The sequence below is a fragment of the Niabella pedocola genome (assembly GCF_021044425.1).
Lineage (GTDB): Bacteria > Bacteroidota > Bacteroidia > Chitinophagales > Chitinophagaceae > Niabella > Niabella pedocola.
Genome location: NZ_JAJNEC010000004.1, coordinates 196,218 through 215,535 on the forward strand (window position 1 = coordinate 196,218; position 19,318 = coordinate 215,535).

Below are 19,318 nucleotides of genomic sequence, written 5' to 3' on the forward strand. Positions count from 1 at the left end.
TCAGGCAACCCGTTCAACGGATGCTACAATCTGCTTAATACTGAACGGTTTGCTGATAAAGTCATCCGCACAGGCTTCTTCCATATTATTAAACTGATGCGCCGACATAATGATCACCGGTATATGCCGGGTGCTACGATCGTTCTTCAGCGCCTTGCACAGGTCTACACCATTCCCGTCCGGAAGCATAATGTCCAGTATAATCAGATCGGGCCGCTTTATTGAAAGCTCCCTGCTCAGATCACCTGCAGAAGCCCCAACCCGAACCTCATATTGCTCCTTTTTAAGCACGTAGGCTATCAGGTAGCGTATATCATCATCATCTTCTATGACTAAAACATCCTTTTTCACGCTGCTAATTTATAATAAACCCCATCATGACTAATATTGCCTGGGAATTGAAAATATAAAAACAGATCCGCTGCCTTTCCGGCTTTCCACCCTGATCGATCCGCCATGTCGCACCACAATCTCTTTACTGATATATAAGCCAATCCCCAGGCCGGAAATATGGGACCCGGGATCAACCGCCCGGTAAAACTGGTCAAAAATCCGGGGCAGATGCTCCGCATCGATGCCTACACCTTCATCTCTTACCGATACCTCAACCTGGTCTGGTGTTTCCCTTACCTCCAACGTTACCGTTCCGCCCGCAGGGGTGTATTTAACGGCATTATTCAGCAGGTTGGTCAGCACCTGCTCCAGGCGGATCCGGTCTGCATCTATCATCACCGGTTGCTGGTTCCTGAAGTCGAACTGATGCTTTGCTGCATGCGTAAAACCGGAAAGGACTTCATGCACCATTGCAACGATATCAAAATGTTCACGCCGAAGCAGCAATTTACCGATCTGAAGCCGCGAAACATCTAAAAGATCATTCATCAATGCCGTTAATTTATTGGTTTGCCGCACACACCGTTCAATCAAACCCAAATGCAAATTTTCCGGGTCCGTATGCATCTGAAGTACTTCCATAAACCCCCGCAACGAAGTGATCGGCGTTTTCAGCTCATGTGCGGTTAATGCAATAAACTCATCTTTTTTCCGGCTCAACGTTTTCACCTCTTCATAAAGCCGCTCTTTTTCCTTCTTGGCCGCAATATTTTCCGAGATATCCCGGGCAATTTTAGAGGCCCCGATAATTTCGCGCCGTTCATTGAATACCGGTGAAATCGTAAGCGAAATTGGAATCAGTCTTCCGCTCTTTGCCCTCCGGATCGTTTCAAAATGTTCGATACGCAGCCCCCTGCCGATCTGCTCCAGGATAAAATCCTCCTCATGGATCCGGTCTTCCGGTATGATCAGCGAAATATGCCGGCCCAGTATCTCCTCCTCTGTATAGCCAAAAAGCCGCCGGGCAGCCGGGTTCCAGCTGGTAATAATTCCTTTTAATGTTTTACTTACAATAGCATCCTGTGATGACGATACGATAGCAGCCAGCAGGGCCTGCCGCTCTTCATCAACCAAACCAGACTTTTGAATATCCATTTTTATAATTCACTTCGTGCCATAAACATTGCAGGCGCAACTGCATCTATCTGAACCGCTGTTGTCATAGCCGGAAATCATTCATTTATCGTTGATAAACACTAACAAAAAACATTCCATTCGTTCACTGCAATATTCCAGTTAAAACTGTTATCACATACGGTGCTGCCACCCTTCCTTCGCTTCCTCCCCGGTGTTGCAACAGCAACCCTTACCGCAGCGCTGGCCCCCTCGCTTGCGCATTTCCTGTCAGGAACATTTCGTCTAATTTACCAAACTTCAATGATACTTTGCCTTCGTTTGCTTCAGCAAAAACAAATGTCAATGGACGTCAGCTCCGTTCGATCATTGCCTGCGACATAAACATGTGGAAAATATTGCCCACTATGTAGAAATGCGGGATACATAGCCCGCCCGTTGACCGATCAGGTACCACCAGCAGCCATCCCGCCGTTTCATATTTTATAAAGGGAGTGTAAAGGAGGAAACAGATCCCTTCCCGGTTTTTGCTTTTGCACATCCAGCACCCGCTATGCCGCCGGATGATCTGCTCCGCAATATAGAGACCCAGGCCGATACCTTGTGAGGTTCCTGTATTTCCGGAATTTGCCCGGCAAACCCGTTTAAATATTTTTTGCAGGTGTTCTTCCGAAATATCATATCCCTCATCCTGTATGCTGTCCCTGATGGCCGCTTCTGTTTGTTCCGTCCGGATAATGATCCTGCTTTCCCGGGGCGAATATTTGATCGCATTCGACAAAAGATTGGTCACCACCTGGCCAATGCGCTCCCGGTCTGCCTGCGCGGTTGGCAGCGCTTCAAACTGCAATTCAAAATAATGTTTCGTGGTTCTCCTGATCTCCTCTACCCGCTCGCTCAACAGTTCATTGATGTTTAACGGCAGCCGGTGCAGGTTCAACTTTCCTTCGGATATTTTAGGTATCCGGCAGGTCATTGATCAGGTTAATCAACCGGTTGATATGGGCATTTTACAGAAAGGCCGGCCGCTGCACATGACCGGGCGCAGCGCTTTCACTAGCATGCTTTTTGTACGGCCTACAATGTATTTCCTAACATAAAAATGCATCCTCATGCCCGAACTGCCCGACCTTCAGGTTTTCAGCCGGAATCTTAGCCACGCGCTTCAAACAAAGCCGCTTCGGCATCTGTATCTTGATACAACCGGAAAAACACGAACCACGGAGAAAGCACTCAATGAGGCACTCGCCGGAAAGAAATTAAAGGCGGTTCCCGGCTCGGGAAACAATTGTTGTTTGATTTTGGTACAAACGCGCAACTGGCATTGCACCTGATGCTTCATGGTAAGCTGCTATGGCTGGAAGCTGGTGATGAGCCTCCCAAACATTGCATCGCACGCCTGGAGTTTCCGGGGATTACGCTTGCCCTGACCGATTTTCAAAAAGCAGCCCATTTCACCTTAAACCCCGAACCCGCAAAGGCAGCAGATGCCCTGTCGGATACGTTATCCGCGGCATGGTTAAAAGCACAGCTCACCGGAAGCCGGGCAACGATTAAGGCCGTGCTGATGGATCAAAAACGGATTGCCGGCATCGGGAATGCGTATGCAGATGAGATCTTATGGGCCGCCCGGATTGCACCCGGTTCCATTGCCGGTAAGATACCGGGCGCTGCCATCACCCATCTTGCAAAAGCCATAAAGCAGGTTTTAAAGAACGCGGAAAAACAGATCCTGAAACAACAACCGGAGGCGATATCCGGAGAGGCCAGGGATTTTATGAAGGTGCACAACAGTCACAAAAAAAACAGCCCCTCGGGTGCTGCCATCCTCAAAACAACGCTCGGTAGCCGCTCCACTTATTATACAGATGAACAGGTATTATATACCTGACACACCGCTTCTACCCTGTTCTTTAATACAGGAAATGCCATTCCCGGTGCATCCCAGGCCTACACATTTTTCCAGGTCTGTAAAGTCTGCCGGGGTTTCTTTTTTTTCCATGGCAGCAATAACTCCTGCCAGCTCTTCCTGGCAACGGGTTAATGCAGCAGCAAAGGGTGTATGAAGCACCCGCTTCAGCGAATCATCGGGAATATCCCAAAGCCCGCAACGATGCCAGCGCCCGGGCTCGTTCCAGTCTGGCCGGTCCAAAACCGGATATAAACAGATCCCCCAAAAGGGAATCGCTTCCTCCAGTACCTTCCGGCATTCGCGTGTGATCATTTGTATCCATTGAGGCCGGTCTTCCAGCGGGTGACTGGTTTCGCTTAAAAGGATGGGGCGTCCGTAACGTTGGTATACTTCCCGCAGCAATATATGCAGAGGCCTTGCTTCCGGCAGGTGCTCCGGCGCCTTCCAGTCTGCAATCCGGTTGCCGGGATAAAACCACTGGCTGTCGTAATAATAGTCGAAGCCCAGTATATCCAGGTATTCCATAGATCCGCCCAGCTCCGGACAAAGCCGTCCGCAAAGCATGTCAAGACATTGAAACCGGTTTTCATTGATCTGCTCCGCGGCTTCCAGCGCGTCCGGATGATGTATATCGGGCAATACCTGTGTAAGTGGCTCCACGGTAAGCATGCGTGCCGCAGGATCAACGGCTTTAATGGCTTTGATGCCTGCGATATAGCTTTTCATCAGCTGGTATTTCACCTGCCATCCAATACCCTGGCAATAAGGAGCTGTATGGCAGACTTCACCGCCCATCCAGGCAAGGAAACCGGCTTCATTGATCGGTGTTATAATCAGCTGCTCGTCGGGGAAACAGGTTTTATGAAAATGCACAAAGGACGTACACATCGCCCGGAACCGGTCCGTAAATTTCGGATGCAGCGGTGTAAGATCATCCGGGAAACCAAAGTGGCACAGATCATATACCACCTGCAGGTTATTTTGAATGGCTGCCGCGCTCCGGTTCCGGATCTCGCTCCAGTCATACTGGTAGGGTTGGCGCTCCACCATGCTCCAGCGGATCCCCTCCCGAACGGTTTTAATATGAAAGGGCTCCAGCAAGCGATAGTCGGTCTGCAACAGGTCTAAATGACCGGTCGTTTTTAAAAGATCGATCCGGTCTCCATGCAGGTTCAGATGATCGCTGCATTCGTACCCGGCCATCCAGAAGCTCCGGAAAGGGTTGATGGCATTCATGGTTTAACTGCATCCTTTAAATTGATCACCGCTCCGTTCGCAGATGGCGGAACCATGGCTGCTTTCAGTTTTTTAAAAAGCGTAAGTGATTGTGCAATCACCTGGTCCATGTTATAGTACTTATATGTACCCAGCCGCCCGGTAAAGTGTACATCCGGCAGCGCTGCTGCAAGCTGGCAGTATTTATTATACATTTCCTGGTTCTCCTTCCTGGGTACCGGGTAATAAGGATCCCCCTGCTCCACCGGGTATTCATACACGATGGTGGTTTTGGGATGATGTTGACCGGTTAGCTTTTTAAATTCGGTGATCCGGGTATACAGCTGCGACATGGGGAAATTTACCGTACCCTTCGATTGGTAGCTTTCCATATCGAAGGTTTCAAACCTGAAATCGATGGAGCGATAAGGCAACCGGCCGTAACAATAGCCGAAGAAACGGTCGATAGGCCCGGTATAAATGGTTTGCTGATGCGGAATGCTGTCCTTTACCTCCTCGTAATCGGTATTCAGCATTACATGGATATTCGGATGTGAAAGCAGGGTATCAAACAACCGGGTATACCCGTGCAGCGGCATTGCCTGGTAAGTATCTGTAAAATACCGGTTGTCCTTATTTAAACGGGTAGGAACACGGGCTGTTACAGATGCGTCCAGTTCTGAAGGGTCGAGGTTCCACTGCTTTTTTGTATACCCCTTAAAAAACTTTTCATACAGTACGCGGCCAACGCTGTTTATCACTACATCTTCGGAGGTAAGTATCGGCGCTACTTTTTCCGATTGCGTGCCTAAAAAAGCAGCCATTTCATCAACGGAAAGGTTCAAGCCATAGAGTTGATTGATCGTGTTGAGGTTAATGGGAATCGGCACCAGCTGCCCGTCTACACTCGCCAGTACTTCATGTTCATAAGGCCGCCAATCGGTAAACCTGCTGAGGTAGGTAAATACCTCCCGGGAATTGGTATGAAATATATGAGGACCGTACTTATGCACCAGTACCCCCTGCTCATTATAATAGTCATAGGTATTGCCGCCGATATGATTGCGCTTATCGATGATCAATACTTTCTTATTACACTGAGACGCCATCCGTTCTGCGATCACGCTGCCCGCAAAGCCGCATCCGACAATTAAATAATCAAACATCATTTTAAACTTTTTGTAGTTGTGTATCATTGATGGTGTCCGCAATACAAAGATTCATTCCCGCCCAGGTATGATCCCATGAGAGCGTTTCGAGGAAATCATCGGTCCGTTCAACCCGTCGGGCATCATAGGTTACCAGTTCCAGTTCACCATATTTTATAAAGTCATCCACCGTATCTGCAATATCCACCAGCCCCATGTCGCCATAAGGCGTTACCACATCCGTTATCGCTGTGGCAATTACCGGTTTCCCGGCAGCCAGGTATTCCGGCGTCTTGGTAGGGCTTATAAACTGCGTATGCATGTTCAGGGCAAAAGGCAGTATGGCCACATCCCAGGTACTGATATACCCGGGCAGGTCTTCATAACGCTTCATCCCTAAATAATGAATATTCTGATGCCGGGGCAACCGTTCCGGGTCAATTTTCACAACCGGACCGATGAATATGAACTGCCACTCGGGTTTGCGGACGGCGAGTGTTTCAATCAGATCTATATCCAGCCGTTCATCGATCACTCCAAAAAAACCAAAGCGCGGAAACGGTATGGCTGTCTGATCCGGCAGGTCGTACCACATATTCCGGGCCCTGAAAAAATGTTCCTTGTCAATACTGCTGGGAAAGCAGTGTATATTGGAATGCCGGTGCTTTTTGGCGTTATACAGGCTTTGTCCGCCCGTAAATACGATGGCCGCTTTTTCCAGCAATTCGTTCTCCAGCGTAAGCATTGCAGCCGGGGCATCTTTAAAGGCCGCCAGCTCATCCATGCAATCATAAATGGTCATTTCCGGTTGCAGGTGCCGGGTGTATTCCAGCGCCATGGGTGTATAATACCAGGCATAAAAGCTTTGTATATTATAGGTGCCGAAAATAGCATCAATAACCCGCTGCAGCCGTTCGTGCATGCAGCTGTGGTCCTCGTCATGAAGATGGGGTGTCATGATCCGGACTCCAGAAGGACTTAACGTAACTTCATAGCCATCCGGCTTTTTATTAAACACCGGTTCCTCAATATAAAAAACGCGGTACAGTTTGGTAAAACGGCTGATAATGTGCTGCGGTCTTTGATAAACAAAGTTCCATCTCAGATGTGAAAACGTGACCAGGTCTGTTTTGCTTTGCATATAATTAATGTTATTAGGTTTGAGCAATATGGATATATCTTTCCCGGTAGCAGTATCCTGCATGTCCGGCCAGGGACCGGCTCCGGGGATTAAGGGGTAATGACAGCAGGGTTGTGTTCTTTCCACCGGACCCTATTTTCCAACATCAGGCAACCGGTCTCTTGGAAGCGAGAAAGCGGCAAGCGGCGTCCATACCGGCAGGGCGCTAAGCCCCCTTTTCAAGAAAGGCATTACGGACTTTATTGTTTGCAAAAAGAAAAACAGGTTTATGTGAAATGTTTTAAAAATCCTGCCGGCAGGTATAGATCCGGCAAATGGCCGGCACCAGGTCCCCGCCATGCAATCCCATAACACATTTATGCGCTTATACGTATATGCTCCTCCAACGGCAGCAATGGTATCACCTGCACTAAACACATTCGTCTCCGATGGCTTCATGTTTTCCTGGTTGCAGGGCGTATTGTTATGATGGATCGCAGAAGGCATATATAAGAAGCGGATTTATGTGGGAAGGAGCCCCGTGTTTAATCTAGGCTTTATCTTTTAATGATCGTAAATGTAAAGGCATTATAGATCTGAAGTCAAATACAATGCCATGTGAAATACCGCCTGCTTTTCTGTTATGAAGCGCCTTCTTAAAAAAAAATGTAGAACGAATTGCCCAGAATAAGTGTTTGGATAAGGATCTGTCCCCAAAATGAGCAACGCAGGTGCAGCAGCGAAGTAACCATAAAGCACAGGCGACGTTGATCAGTCTGCAGGGTATACAGATCACCAAGAAGCCGGCACCTGCTCCATTTCCGGTGGTTTACCCAACCGTTGCTTTATTTTAATAACCACACAGGCCTGAAGCACATCCGCCGGCCAGTTATGTGTAAACCAGGCAGGCATACACTGGCTTTCAGATGCATATGCGGCAACCGCCATTTTATCTGCTCATGCCCGCGGCCGCGTTGGCGCGCAGCAAATGAAACCACATTATGTAGAACCCCTTCCCACTAACAGGAAGCAGATGCGGCATCCCAGCCTCCGCAACATTTAAATAATTCAGACAGCTACGCAGGTTTTATCAAACAACATCCTGATACCGGAATATATTTTGGACCTACGCATCATGGCAGGCATTTTGGACCAAACAAACCATGGCGACAGTAATTCTTGCAACATCGGTTGCACCTGTTCCTCAGGATCTTTAAAGAGATCCGCCATAAATATTTTTTAACGCTCAAAACAATTAATTATGTCTAATCATTCAGAAGGAAAAACCGCTAAAAGTATTGAACAACAAACCGCCAGGATCCCATCGGATGTTTACCTGTGGACCGCTGTAGCTGCGATGGTCACTTCGCTTACCTTAAAAATCTGTAAGCAGGACCACCGCGCCCTTTTTATCGGGCAATGGGTGGCACCGCTTTTACTGTTCGGCGTTTACAACAAAATTGTAAAAACAGAAGGCTCCGACTAGACTTCGGGGAAACAACAACCGGTCACCGGTACGCCTTCATTTTGTAAAATGAGCATCATGCCTATTTAAGAGCATGCAGGCAGCTTCAGCGGGCGGGCACCCGCATGGGTGTAACGGACGTGCATTTTAAGAAGTAAACCTTGCACTCCATGCGGCCGCGTTATTAAAAAATCGTGACCTGGCAGCAGGCATTAAAACATCTGCAACTGACGCCTGGTGCCCTTCCCGATCATAATCATTTATGAACACTTTTCAGGGCTTTCTTTAAAGCATATACGGCGGCTTCCAGTTCTTTTTCGTTCATAGAAGCAAAACCAAAGCGAAAGGCGTTTTGCGTCGCATCCAATCTCAGGATCTTTAATTGCGGTATGGCAACAAGCCGGTCTGCGGGGTATTCCGGCAACAACCGGATCCAAATGGCCATACCTCCGGATGGCAGCTGGTAAGAAAGAACCGTTCCCAGCTGCTCCTTCAGCAGCCGGTCCAGGAAATCTCTCCGCTGATGGTAGCACTTTTTTGCTTTTTTTAGATGCCGCTTCAGTTCCCCGTTTTTTATCAAGGCCGCCAACGCGTTCTGCATGTACCCGTCTCCTCCCACATCAATAAGTGCCCGGAGCGCCGTACATTGCGCGATAAAATTGCGCGATGCCACCATGAACCCGATCCGTAGTGAAGGGTCCAGTATTTTGGAAAAAGAGCCGATGTAAATTACATTTCCGGTATGCGCCCCGCTCGCCAGCGGCAGATAAGGCGCCGATGTATAGTGGTAATCGTAGTCATAGTCATCCTCAATGATGGCAAAAGCATATTGCCTGGATAACTCCAGCAACCTTATCCTCCGCGCTACACTTAAGGTAACCGTTGTGGGATAATGATGATGCGGTATGGCGTATACGGCGGTAATCTTTTGCTTTTTGCAGATCGCCTCAATAGCATCCGTATCGATGCCATACGCATCCACCGCCACTTCAAGCAGGTGGGCCTTTGTTTCCTCAAACGTTTTGTTGGCAACCGGGTAATTCGGCTTTCCAACAATGATCCGGGCCCTTGGATGCAGCAGCAACTGAGCCGCCAGGTAAATCCCCATTTGCGCGCCATGTGTAATCAAAAGGTTTTCTGCGCAAATATTCAGGCCTCTTGTTTCAGATAAATAACGAACCAATTCCTCCCTCAGCCGCAGGGCCCCCTGCTCCGTGCCGATATGTGCATGCTTTATCGCAAACGTTCTTGAAGTATACGACCGGTAGGTTTTCAGCAGTTCATCAACCGGCGACAGCCGCACATCCGGATGCCCGTCGTCAATCATGATTTCCGGAACGGCCCTTGCACCCGTAAGGCTTACAGGCGCTACGGTCCGGAACGGAAGATCGAAATCATGTTCAAAAGATGCGACCTGCTGTTCCGCATTCCATTTCCGGGGCTTTAACAACGGAATATGGTCCGACACCGATACCCGTTTTCTGGGAACGATCCGGATCCAATCCTGTGCATGCAGTTCTTCATAAGCGGCAATCACCGTTTTCCGGTGCACCCCCAGTTTCCCGGCCAGTTCACGGCTGCCCGGAAGCGGCGTACCCGGGGCCAGTGCACCACTACGGATGGCCGCTGTAATGGCATAAACGATCTGTTGATACACCGGTATTTTACGTCCTTTATCGATCAGGATAACGCTTTCTAGTGGAAACATTCTGGACTACTTAATAACTATAATCTGGACCACAAAGGTAGTCCTGTTTAAGAATAGTTTTGTGGCATCAATTAAAAAAAACAGCAATGAATTACAAAATCAGGAAAGCGGGTCTGGAAGACCTGGATGCAACAGCGGAGCTCTTCAACCTTTACCGTATTTTTTACCGCCAGGAGCCGGATATAGAAAAGGGGAAGGCCTTTTTAAAGGAACGGATACTGAACAACGAATCGGATATTTTTTTGATACTGGTAAACGAAAAGGCCGCGGGCTTCGTACAGCTTTATAAATTATTCCACTATACCAAACTGCAAAAGCAGTGGTTACTGAGCGACCTGTTTGTACATCCCGATTACCGGGGCAGGGGATTGTCCGTGGCATTAATTGACCGCAGCAAGCAATGGTGTGCGGAAACCGGGGCCTGCGGATTAATGCTTGAAACGGAAAAGACCAATGCCATCGGCAATAATCTCTACCCCCGTTGCGGGTTTGAATACGACGGACTGCATAATTATTATCACTGGTGGAAATAATGGCAACAAGTTGGTCACCGTTTGGAAGGGTATATAAGCGGACGGTCAAGGGAGAGATATAATCTCCCTTTTATCACTGCGGCAGTACTGTCCCTGTAGGATTATTTCTTTTCCAGCAATTTAAATGATTTTTATTTACTACCAGCGACTCCTCTATTTTGATAAGCGTTGTAACAGGCACCGTAGTTATGAAATTTGCTACTTTGGAGGCCAGCCACAATGTTCCGGGGCCTGCACTAACACAAGCGGCACCGGAGTCATTATAACCAGTTGATCCCAGCAAATAAGTTCCATCTGGGTCCCCCGTTCCTACACAAGAGGTTGTTAAACATTCGATAGCGGCCGATCCATCTTCAATGTATACTCCCGGGTCAATATAGTAATATCTTTTTGAAGCATTATGACTACTATTAATTGAGGTATTTCCAGTGTATAACGTCCCTGTTGCTTAACAAGGAGATACGACACATTTTCAACATCGAAATTTTCTCCTTTATGCAGATTGACCTTTTTCCTGGAAGCGTCTTTATAGACATAGATAGATTGTGTCGCATTCAAATCTTTATCCAATGCGGAGTAAGAAGATCTACTCACGGCCAGCGATACTAAGGCAGTATAGAATAATGATTGCACAAAGTATTTTTTCAAAGATAAAACCAGCGCAGCGGAGCAGCTTACGATATCTGGAAAAACTAACTGCTACTTTGCATTCCTATTCTTTGATTTAAGGTGGCTTACAATTTCCGCATTTCGTAAACGGCAAGAAAAAGCGTATAGTACCTTTGCCCACCAATGCTTAAGAAAATATCGATACTGTCATTACTGACTGTTCTTTTTTATTGTGCATATACCCAAAATACGGGGAATACAATAACTATAAAAGGTTTTGTTATTGATGAAAAGGAGCAACCGATTGAACTTGCCACTGTACGTTTAGAAGAAATTGAACTTGGCACGTCCACTGATGACAAGGGCTTCTTTTCATTGAAAGTACCGGCCACATTTTCAAAAATACAGCTAATTATTTCAGGTGCAGGTAAAAAAAGCGCAACAGTTGAAATAACAAAAGCCGATTATAATAAAACACAAAAAATTGTACTATCAGTATTAAACCTGTCACTTCCCGAGATTGAAGTGAGTGCCGTAAGAAAAAAAACAACAACATCTAACTCATCGATTATATTTGACCGGGAAGCAATCGAGCAATCGCAATCATTAAGCCTGGCAAATGTTCTAAACTACCTGCCTGGCAAAACCATTCTTAAGCCAAATGTATCCATTCAGGGGCCTCAAATGTTAACGCTGAGGAACGCAGCTCCACTTTATGGAACAGAGGCCATGAATAATTCATTTGGCATTGCTGTGGTGATGGATGGAGCGGTTCTCTCGAACGATGCAAACATGCAATCAATGAGCTTAAACACCAGGGGCTCAGCATACCAGATAAATCCTCCGGAAAACTCCAAAGCATACAGGAACGGCACTAATTATGAATATTACGACCATTCGAACAGAGCGGATAACGGCATTGATTTAAGAGAGATCCCTGTTGAAAATATTGAAAGAATAGAAGTGGTTTCGGGTGTTGCATCGGCCCGCTATGGCGACTACAGTACCGGAATGGTGATTATCGATCGCCAGGCAGGTGTAACTCCCTGGAAATTGAATTTAAGAAACAATGAAGGAACACAGAATGTGGCCCTCACAAAAGGGCTGCGTTTGTCACCCCGGCTTGGTGCGATAAATTTTAGTTTAAACTATCTTAACAGTAATGATGACCCCAGAAACAGGTTAAAATCGTATAACAGGGTTTCGGGGAATGCCATGTGGAGTTACCAGCAGTCACGCTTTAAAAACACTGTCAGCATCGATTATTCAAGCACCCTGGACAATTTCAAAATTGATCCGGATGCTAAAGATGAAAGAGCCGCCAACTTTACAAACAGAAGTATCGGGATCAATAACAGATCGACTGTTACAATAAAGAAACCCTGGCTTAACAACATCTCACTACAGGCTAATTACAGGTGGGGATTCCAGGAATCTTACGACCAGTACTATTTAAATTCTGCGATAGCAAAACCCATAGTAGATGTTACCGAAACGGGCATACATGAAGGCTATTATGTAGCCGGATATTATTTAGCCGTAAGACAAATCATAGGCAAACCTGTTAATGCGGCGGCTCGGATAGAGACCAACACCTCTGTAAAACTAAAAGGCGGGGGTTATAATTTATCCATTGGGGCAAACTATAATTATAATGCAAATAAGGGAGCCGGAATTGTTATAGATCCCGACAGGCCGAGATTTGCAGATCAGTCCCGGAACCGACCCTATTACCGAACTCCTGACATACAGAATATTGGACTTTATATACAAAACAATTTAACTACAAGCATTTTTGGAAAATCATTTTCTGCCAATGCCGGTTTAAGAGGCGATATACAAAATCACTTTTTCACATTATCTCCCAGGATCAATATCAACTATAAGCTCAGTAAACAATTAAGCTGGAATGCCGCCTACGGTATCGCAACAAAGGCCCCATCTTTATCACAAATAAGCCCCGGTGACGTATACATCGATCTGCCACTGGCAGACGCCTATAACGGCTCTGTAAACGAAAGCGTATATCTAGCTTATACACAGGTAATCCCTATGCAAAACGAAGCATTAAAACCCTACAAAAGCTATACATATGAAACAGGGCTAAATTATGATCATAAAAAATTTCGTTTATCGACCATCCTTTCAAGATCTGTTTCTTCGAATAGCTTCGCTCCCGCAAGTCAGCTTTTTCATATTACATTGCCCGCCTATACCGTTACCTCTATCCCCGGCTCAAGGCCGGTTTACACTGCCATACCCGACTCCTTTGTTACCTATGTAAGAACGTATAGCAAAATACAAAATGGCAATTATGCGCGGAGCAATGGCATTGAGCTCATGTTCAATACCGATAAAATTAAAGCATTACAAACGTCATTTAATGGAAATGTTGCCTTCTACAGTACCTATTATAAACAAACAGGAACAGTAATAAAAATACCAGACAAACCCCGATTCGACCTGGATGCCATATACGGTGTTTTTGACCGGAACGAAAACAAAGGTACTACCATAAAATCAACATTCATTTCTAATACACATATCCCGAAGATCCGGATGGCAATTATATTAACAGGAGAAATATTTTGGATAAGCAAACAGGAGCTACTCAAGTCTGCCATCTACCCTGTTGGTTATTATACAAAAGATTTCCGCTACTTCCCCCTCGCATCAGAGCAGGCCGCCTTACCTCAATATGCCCATCTGTTGCAAAGCAATCCACGACTGGGGACCACCTACCGACCAAAATTCGTATACGGTAATTTACATGCCCGGCTGAGTAAAGAAATAGGGAATTACCTGAGATTTTCCTTTAACGCTTATAACTTTTTAAACATCCGGCCAAAAGAAAATATAGAAACCGGTATTACATATTACAACGGACAACCTTCTTACGGAGCCGAATTAACAATAACAATAAAATAGAGCATATGAAACAGCTATCGTTGGGCATTTTAATACTTTTAGTTTTTGCTGTCTCCTGTAAAAGAGACGACTTAATGCCCGGGGTACAGCCCGTCACCATCATCGCAAAAGTGAATTATGACGCATCCAATAAAGACTATGGCTTTCCCCTATCAAATATCAGCGTCACCCTCAAAAACACTTCTACAAACTCAAGTTTGTCGCAATCAACTGATAATAGCGGAATAGCGATCTTCAACAGCGTAACCCCCGGCGTTTATAATATTGAAGCCACTTTTAAGATAACCAAGGCTGATTATGAAAATAAAACCGGCGTTGTGATAAATCACGATGAAGTCGTTTTTAATGCCGTGCTGAATAATGTAACATTAAACAGTACAACATCAAATACCCTTGAGCTACCTTTATCTACAGGCAAAATAGGCGATTGGGTAATTAAGCAGATCTATTATGAAGGAAGCGGAACAAATGGTGCAGCCTTCAGAGATCAGTTTATTGAGATTTACAATAACTCAAACGACACTTTATTTGCCGATAGTTTATACTTTGGGCAGCTGGCTGGTACCGGATCCACTGCAGCATCGATCGATTTAGCGAAGGGCTATTACATATCTGATCAGGGAAATATTCTTTATAAACAGTTTGACTGGAGTAAATCTTTGAATATGCCGGCAACGATTGGCCCATCCGCCAACAACAATTTTGTGTATATAAAAAGTTTATACAGAATTCCTGGAAACGGCAGCGATGTTCCCGTAGCACCCGGCAAAAGTATTGTCATTGCAGCTTCTGCTCAAAACCACCAGGCGGCATATGTAGGTGCCGACGGCAAAGAAATATCAGCAAAAGACCCATCATTGACTCTTGATTTAAGCAAAGCAAACTTTGAAGTTTACCTGAGAGATCTTATTACCAACCCATATCCTTCGGATGTTGACAATGCCAATATTAAAAACGTAGTTGTTTGCGAGACAGGTGGCGACAGGGATCTCATCCTGGATTTAACAGGCAGGGATGCGTATTTCATTTTTAAAAGCGACAGGCCGTTCCCCGCATACGGGCAACCTGCCAATCCAAATAGCTACCCCAAATATCCTGACCCTTCAGTAACAGCCATCACTGCAACCACGGACTTATATTACCAGGTGCCGAACTCCATTATTATAGATGCCGTTCAAATACAAAACACGATTGTGAATAACCGGCATCCGAGAAAACTCGTAGCCGCATTAGACGGGGGTGTAACCAATGTACCCGGCGGATTGTACAGTTCACAATCAGCGATAAGGAAAACAAGTAAAATCATTAATGGAAGAGTTGTCCTGATGGATACCAATAATTCCTCTAACGACTTCGATTATTTGCCTAAGGCAGCTGTAGGTGCCTTTAAATAATAAATAACTTGATAACCGTTTTTCACTTAGTTAGCAGGACGCGACAATGAATAAAACAATACTTTCTCTTTTTCTCTTCCTCTATGCAATTGCGACAGCTGTAGCACAAGATACCATATCACCTGCCGTAAGTGCTACCAGGAACTTTGAAAACGATTACAGGGTCTATTCATCGAATCCAGTCACCCAGCCTTTTATCGATTCGGCAAGATACCTGAATCTGGCACTGGGTTACCAAAACAAAAGAGGAGATAACAGGACGGCACAGGAAGCTTCACGCGCCACGGGGTTTTCATTTAGAACAGACGGCTCGAGACGCTTAAAAAAGTATATTGTCAGCGGCAGTTTTGAATATGCCAATAGAAATTCAGATAGTGTTGCGTATACTTTTAGAACTGATTTGTCAAATACAGCCCCTTACTACCTGTATGCCGCCCGGAAAGGAAACTGGAAAAGTATTGACTATGCATTGAACGGCACCGTTTCAAGGCTTTTACTCAATGACAAACTGGTCATCGGAAGCAATATCGACTATGTTACTACCGATAGTTGGCGAAGCAACGACCCGAGACCAGAGTATTTTTCCTATAAAATGAATATCAATACGGCGGTTCTGTATCGCCTATTAAAAAAGCATCAGGTAGGTTTGCAGGCCGGGCTTATAAAAGGCAGCGAAGATACCAGGGTCGGGTATCAGAATGAAGATTACAGAAACAGCAACCAAGCTCCTGAGTATGTTACCTGGCTTCAGGAAGGATATGGTGCTCAAAACAGCAAATCATTTATATTGGATTTAACAGGAAATAGTATCGGCTCAAAATGGATGGGCTTATACCAGGGTTCATTTACTTTTGGGGGATTGCTGGTTACCACAAGCCGTACCAAAACAAATTCAAGGTTTTACAGCAGGGCTGTCCAAAGCACCGTTGGAGTTACAGAACCCGTTTATGGCAGCTATTATGAAGACTTTTGGGATGCGGCCGTTTTGTGGAGGTATACATCTGCAAAAAACATTTGGAAGGTATGGGCAAATTACAAAAATCATTTTGGTCACGATTACAACAATGTTTATGGAGGTAATAATTACATCTACTTTTATGAAAGCTTGAATATTTCACCTCTTTTAGAACACAGAGAAAATAACGTACCGAAATATGAATTAGGCGGTTCAATGGACTTAAACTACCTATCGAGAGCTAACGGCACCAATGCGCTTCGTGCATCCTATCAGTATTTAAACTTCAGCGCTTACGGAGGTTACTTTTGGTATGTATCAAAAAAAGCATTTTTAAAAACTTCGGTGGGCCTTGGAGTATATATACCGGAATCTGCAGCACTTACAGAAGTTTCACAAGTAACAGATTTCATAGAAAACGTTGTTTACAGAGACTATTATTATTATAACGCGCGGGCGACTTCAGCCAGTTTCGATATAAAATATACTTTTCCATTCAAAAAAACGTATCCATTTGTGCAATTTAATATGTACTACCGGAATATAGATGTAAAGCCGGGAAGTGTTGCGACAATGAGCTTACCGGGCAATAACAGATTGTGCTGGCAGTTTACCATTGGAATGGTGCAATTATAGTTTAAATGTATTTTTGTAAGGTTATGCGTAAAATGTATCTGGTACTGGCGGTGGTGCTATTCCTGGGGTTTATATCTTTTTCCTATACCCGATATACCACCCCGGCATTCAGCACTTATAATGATTCCTTAAGATTTTTATACAGCCGGCCGGTAAGTCAGTGGCCCCGGCCCTTTATCGATTCCGGTGCCATCTGGTCCGAAATGGCGGTAATGCCCAAGGATGATACTTCCTGGTTTAAGGCAGACAAGGACCCGGTAACCCACCTGGGCATGCTGCTGTTCTTTGATCCGAGGCTTTCAGGCTCCAGCCAGATCTCCTGCAGCAGCTGCCATGATCCGGATGTAGCCTGGCAGGACGCGCGCGTGGTAGCACTGGGCAACGATCACCTGCAGGGCACCCGCAATACCATCAGCCTGCTGAATGTACATATCTACCCCAAATTATTCTGGGACGGAAGGGCCGGCAGTTTTGAAGCCCAGATGGTGGAGCCCCTGAACGCCCACCATGAAATGAATATGGAAGTGCCCAAACTGGCGGATAAACTGGAAAAAATAGCAGGTTACAAACCCTTGTTTGAAAAAGCCTTTGGAAACAGCGCCGTTAATTTTAACCGGATATCGGCAGCGCTGGCCGCTTTTCAAAAAATTATCAAAAGCCGCGCTACCCGGTTCGATAAATTTATGAGCGGCGACTATGATGCATTTACGGATGATGAAATTTCCGGTTTGAATTTATTCCGTACAAAAGCACGCTGTATGAATTGCCACAGCGGGCCTTTTCTTACCGATACATCGTTTCATAACATCGGGCTTACCTATTATAAACGGAAGTACGAAGATCTGGGCCGGTACAATGTTACGCATGATCCTGCGGATGTGGGCAAATTCAGAACCCCTTCATTAAGAGAACTGGAAAGAACACGCCCCTGGATGCACAACGGGCTATTCGACAACCTCGAAGGGGTGATCAATATATACAACAGCGGAATGCCCCAACCGGCAAAAACGGCGGAGCAAAAAAACGACCCGTTATTTCCGAAAACCGATCGCCTGGTTCAGAAATTAAATCTCACCGCGTTGGAAAAAAGACAACTGGTGGCATTCTTAAACACGCTAACGGGCGTGCCGTACCGGATGCGCCGGCCGCAATTGCCGGAGTAGGCCGGTCCTGGGCTTTATGTTCCCGGGCCGCATTTCCCATACAGCAGGCTGCTCCTTTTGGTTAAGGTGCTCAAACCTGTATCTTTACCGAAAGACGGATTATGAAATATATATTTTTTCTGTACGCGCTATTTTTTTTACTGCCGGAAAACACCACAGCACAAAACAAAAAAGAGCCCTGGAGTGCTGCACAACTGATGCCTACTCAAACCCTCGCCGAGCAAATCAATAAAAAGCAGGACGGCCACCTGCTCATTTTATCCGTGGGGCCTGATGCACTCATAAAAGGTTCCGTTAACATGGGCCCGGCACACGATCCAGAGCAACTAAAAAAACTGAAAAGCTACCTGAAGAAAGTGCCCAGAAGCCGGGAAGTAGTGCTTTATTGCGGCTGTTGCCCGTTTGACCGCTGTCCGAATATCCGTCCGGCTTTTCAAACCCTAACCGATATGGGCTTTAAAAAAGCATGGCTGCTCAACATACCGAAAAATATAAAAACAGACTGGCTGGATAAACAATACCCCGTAAATGAAGAATAATGTTCCGGATACTAGTCATACTCATCATGTGCCTGGTTACCGGCAACAGCATGGGCCAAAGCCTTCCTTTAAAAACCGGGCAAACCGCACCGGAGATCAGTCTGCCGCGCCTTGATGGCAGCCCGTTCTCGCTCCGTTCCATGCAGGGCCGGCTGGTGCTCATCGATTTCTGGGCCAGCTGGTGTGCACCCTGTGTAAAAGAACAACCGGAGTTAAAAGCCCTGTATGAAAAATTTGCCCCCGCTGTTAAGCAACAAAAATTCGACATTGTGGGTGTTTCATTAGACAAGGACAAACGCACCTGGGGAAAAACGGTGGCCCGTCTGAAGATTCACTGGACGCAGGTAAGCGATCTTAAATTCTGGAAAAGCCAGGCAGCCAACGATTACGGTATCGAAGAACTTCCGTTCAACGTACTGGTAAACGGGCAAAACAAGATCGTAGCCATCAACCTTCATGGAAAAGCGCTCGAGGCATTTATACAACAATACCTGGAACAACCAGCCGAATAAGGAAACCGGAAAAT

17 protein-coding genes and 1 pseudogene are annotated in these 19,318 nt (G+C 45.9%); 10 read left to right on the plus strand and 8 right to left on the minus strand.

Annotated features, from left to right (window positions below):
- The 3 genes from LQ567_RS04680 to LQ567_RS04690 all read right to left on the minus strand — a co-directional run bounded on the left by LQ567_RS04680 (window position 1) and on the right by LQ567_RS04690 (window position 2,443).
- The gene (locus LQ567_RS04680; RefSeq protein ID WP_231002949.1) at window positions 1–351 is read right to left on the minus strand and encodes a response regulator; all 351 of its coding nucleotides are present in this window, start codon (window positions 349–351) and stop codon (window positions 1–3) included.
- 30 nt (window positions 352–381) lie between these two features.
- Window positions 382–1,488: a PAS domain-containing sensor histidine kinase gene (locus tag LQ567_RS04685; RefSeq protein ID WP_231002950.1), complete on the minus strand. Its 1,107-nt coding sequence runs from the start codon at window positions 1,486–1,488 to the stop codon at window positions 382–384.
- Between the two features lie 331 nt (window positions 1,489–1,819).
- Window positions 1,820–2,443, minus strand: coding sequence for a sensor histidine kinase (locus tag LQ567_RS04690; protein WP_231002951.1), 624 nt, complete (start codon window positions 2,441–2,443; stop codon window positions 1,820–1,822).
- A 136-nt stretch (window positions 2,444–2,579) separates the two neighbouring features.
- On the opposite strand from LQ567_RS04690, the pseudogene LQ567_RS26255 reads away from it, so the two are divergent.
- Both LQ567_RS26255 and LQ567_RS04695 read left to right on the plus strand, forming a co-directional pair.
- Window positions 2,580–2,854 (plus strand): annotated as a pseudogene (locus tag LQ567_RS26255) (DNA-formamidopyrimidine glycosylase family protein); the annotation flags it as partial.
- A 105-nt stretch (window positions 2,855–2,959) separates the two neighbouring features.
- Complete coding sequence (locus tag LQ567_RS04695) at window positions 2,960–3,358, plus strand: Fpg/Nei family DNA glycosylase (RefSeq protein ID WP_394800349.1); 399 nt, start codon at window positions 2,960–2,962, stop codon at window positions 3,356–3,358.
- Here the strand turns inward: LQ567_RS04695 and LQ567_RS04700 are convergent.
- From LQ567_RS04700 to LQ567_RS04715, 4 genes are all read right to left on the minus strand, one after another.
- Complete coding sequence (locus LQ567_RS04700; RefSeq protein ID WP_231002953.1) at window positions 3,347–4,615, minus strand: glycoside hydrolase family 1 protein; 1,269 nt, start codon at window positions 4,613–4,615, stop codon at window positions 3,347–3,349. The two genes, LQ567_RS04695 and LQ567_RS04700, sit on opposite strands and share 12 nt — an antisense overlap.
- Window positions 4,612–5,763, minus strand: a complete 1,152-nt coding sequence (gene glf, locus LQ567_RS04705) for a UDP-galactopyranose mutase (protein ID WP_231002954.1) — start codon at window positions 5,761–5,763, stop codon at window positions 4,612–4,614. The genes LQ567_RS04700 and glf overlap by 4 nt, the downstream gene beginning before the upstream one ends.
- Before the next feature lies 1 nt (window position 5,764).
- Window positions 5,765–6,883 carry a glycosyltransferase gene (locus LQ567_RS04710; RefSeq protein WP_231002955.1) on the minus strand — a complete coding sequence of 373 codons (1,119 nt, stop codon included), beginning with the start codon at window positions 6,881–6,883 and terminating at the stop codon, window positions 5,765–5,767.
- A gap of 132 nt (window positions 6,884–7,015) precedes the next feature.
- Entirely contained in the window at window positions 7,016–7,369 is a 354-nt protein-coding gene (locus LQ567_RS04715) for a hypothetical protein (protein ID WP_231002956.1), read from the minus strand.
- Window positions 7,370–8,123: 754 nt separating this feature from the next.
- Between LQ567_RS04715 and LQ567_RS04720 the strand changes: the two genes are divergently transcribed.
- A complete protein-coding gene (locus LQ567_RS04720) occupies window positions 8,124–8,348 on the plus strand; it encodes a hypothetical protein (RefSeq protein ID WP_231002957.1) in 225 nt (74 codons plus the stop codon).
- Window positions 8,349–8,583: 235 nt separating this feature from the next.
- Here the strand turns inward: LQ567_RS04720 and LQ567_RS04725 are convergent, their stop codons facing one another.
- Entirely contained in the window at window positions 8,584–10,035 is a 1,452-nt protein-coding gene (locus tag LQ567_RS04725) for an aminotransferase-like domain-containing protein (RefSeq protein WP_231002958.1), read from the minus strand.
- Window positions 10,036–10,121: 86 nt separating this feature from the next.
- On the opposite strand from LQ567_RS04725, the gene LQ567_RS04730 reads away from it, so the two are divergent.
- From LQ567_RS04730 to LQ567_RS04760, 7 genes are all read left to right on the plus strand, one after another.
- Window positions 10,122–10,568 (plus strand): GNAT family N-acetyltransferase, encoded by a 447-nt coding sequence (locus LQ567_RS04730; protein ID WP_231002959.1) that lies wholly within the window; start codon window positions 10,122–10,124, stop codon window positions 10,566–10,568.
- Between the two features lie 792 nt (window positions 10,569–11,360).
- Window positions 11,361–14,105: a TonB-dependent receptor gene (locus LQ567_RS04735; RefSeq protein WP_231002960.1), complete on the plus strand. Its 2,745-nt coding sequence runs from the start codon at window positions 11,361–11,363 to the stop codon at window positions 14,103–14,105.
- Window positions 14,106–14,110: 5 nt separating this feature from the next.
- On the plus strand, window positions 14,111–15,499 hold the full coding sequence (locus LQ567_RS04740) for a DUF4876 domain-containing protein (protein ID WP_231002961.1): 1,389 nt from the start codon (window positions 14,111–14,113) through the stop codon (window positions 15,497–15,499).
- Window positions 15,500–15,545: 46 nt separating this feature from the next.
- Entirely contained in the window at window positions 15,546–17,090 is a 1,545-nt protein-coding gene (locus tag LQ567_RS04745) for a DUF6850 family outer membrane beta-barrel protein (RefSeq protein ID WP_231002962.1), read from the plus strand.
- Between the two features lie 23 nt (window positions 17,091–17,113).
- Window positions 17,114–18,253 (plus strand): cytochrome-c peroxidase, encoded by a 1,140-nt coding sequence (locus LQ567_RS04750; RefSeq protein ID WP_231002963.1) that lies wholly within the window; start codon window positions 17,114–17,116, stop codon window positions 18,251–18,253.
- A gap of 101 nt (window positions 18,254–18,354) precedes the next feature.
- A complete protein-coding gene (locus LQ567_RS04755; protein ID WP_231002964.1) occupies window positions 18,355–18,792 on the plus strand; it encodes a rhodanese-like domain-containing protein in 438 nt (145 codons plus the stop codon).
- Complete coding sequence (locus LQ567_RS04760; RefSeq protein WP_231002965.1) at window positions 18,792–19,304, plus strand: TlpA family protein disulfide reductase; 513 nt, start codon at window positions 18,792–18,794, stop codon at window positions 19,302–19,304. Before LQ567_RS04755 ends, LQ567_RS04760 begins: the two co-directional genes overlap by 1 nt.
- Window positions 19,305–19,318 lie beyond the last annotated feature (14 nt).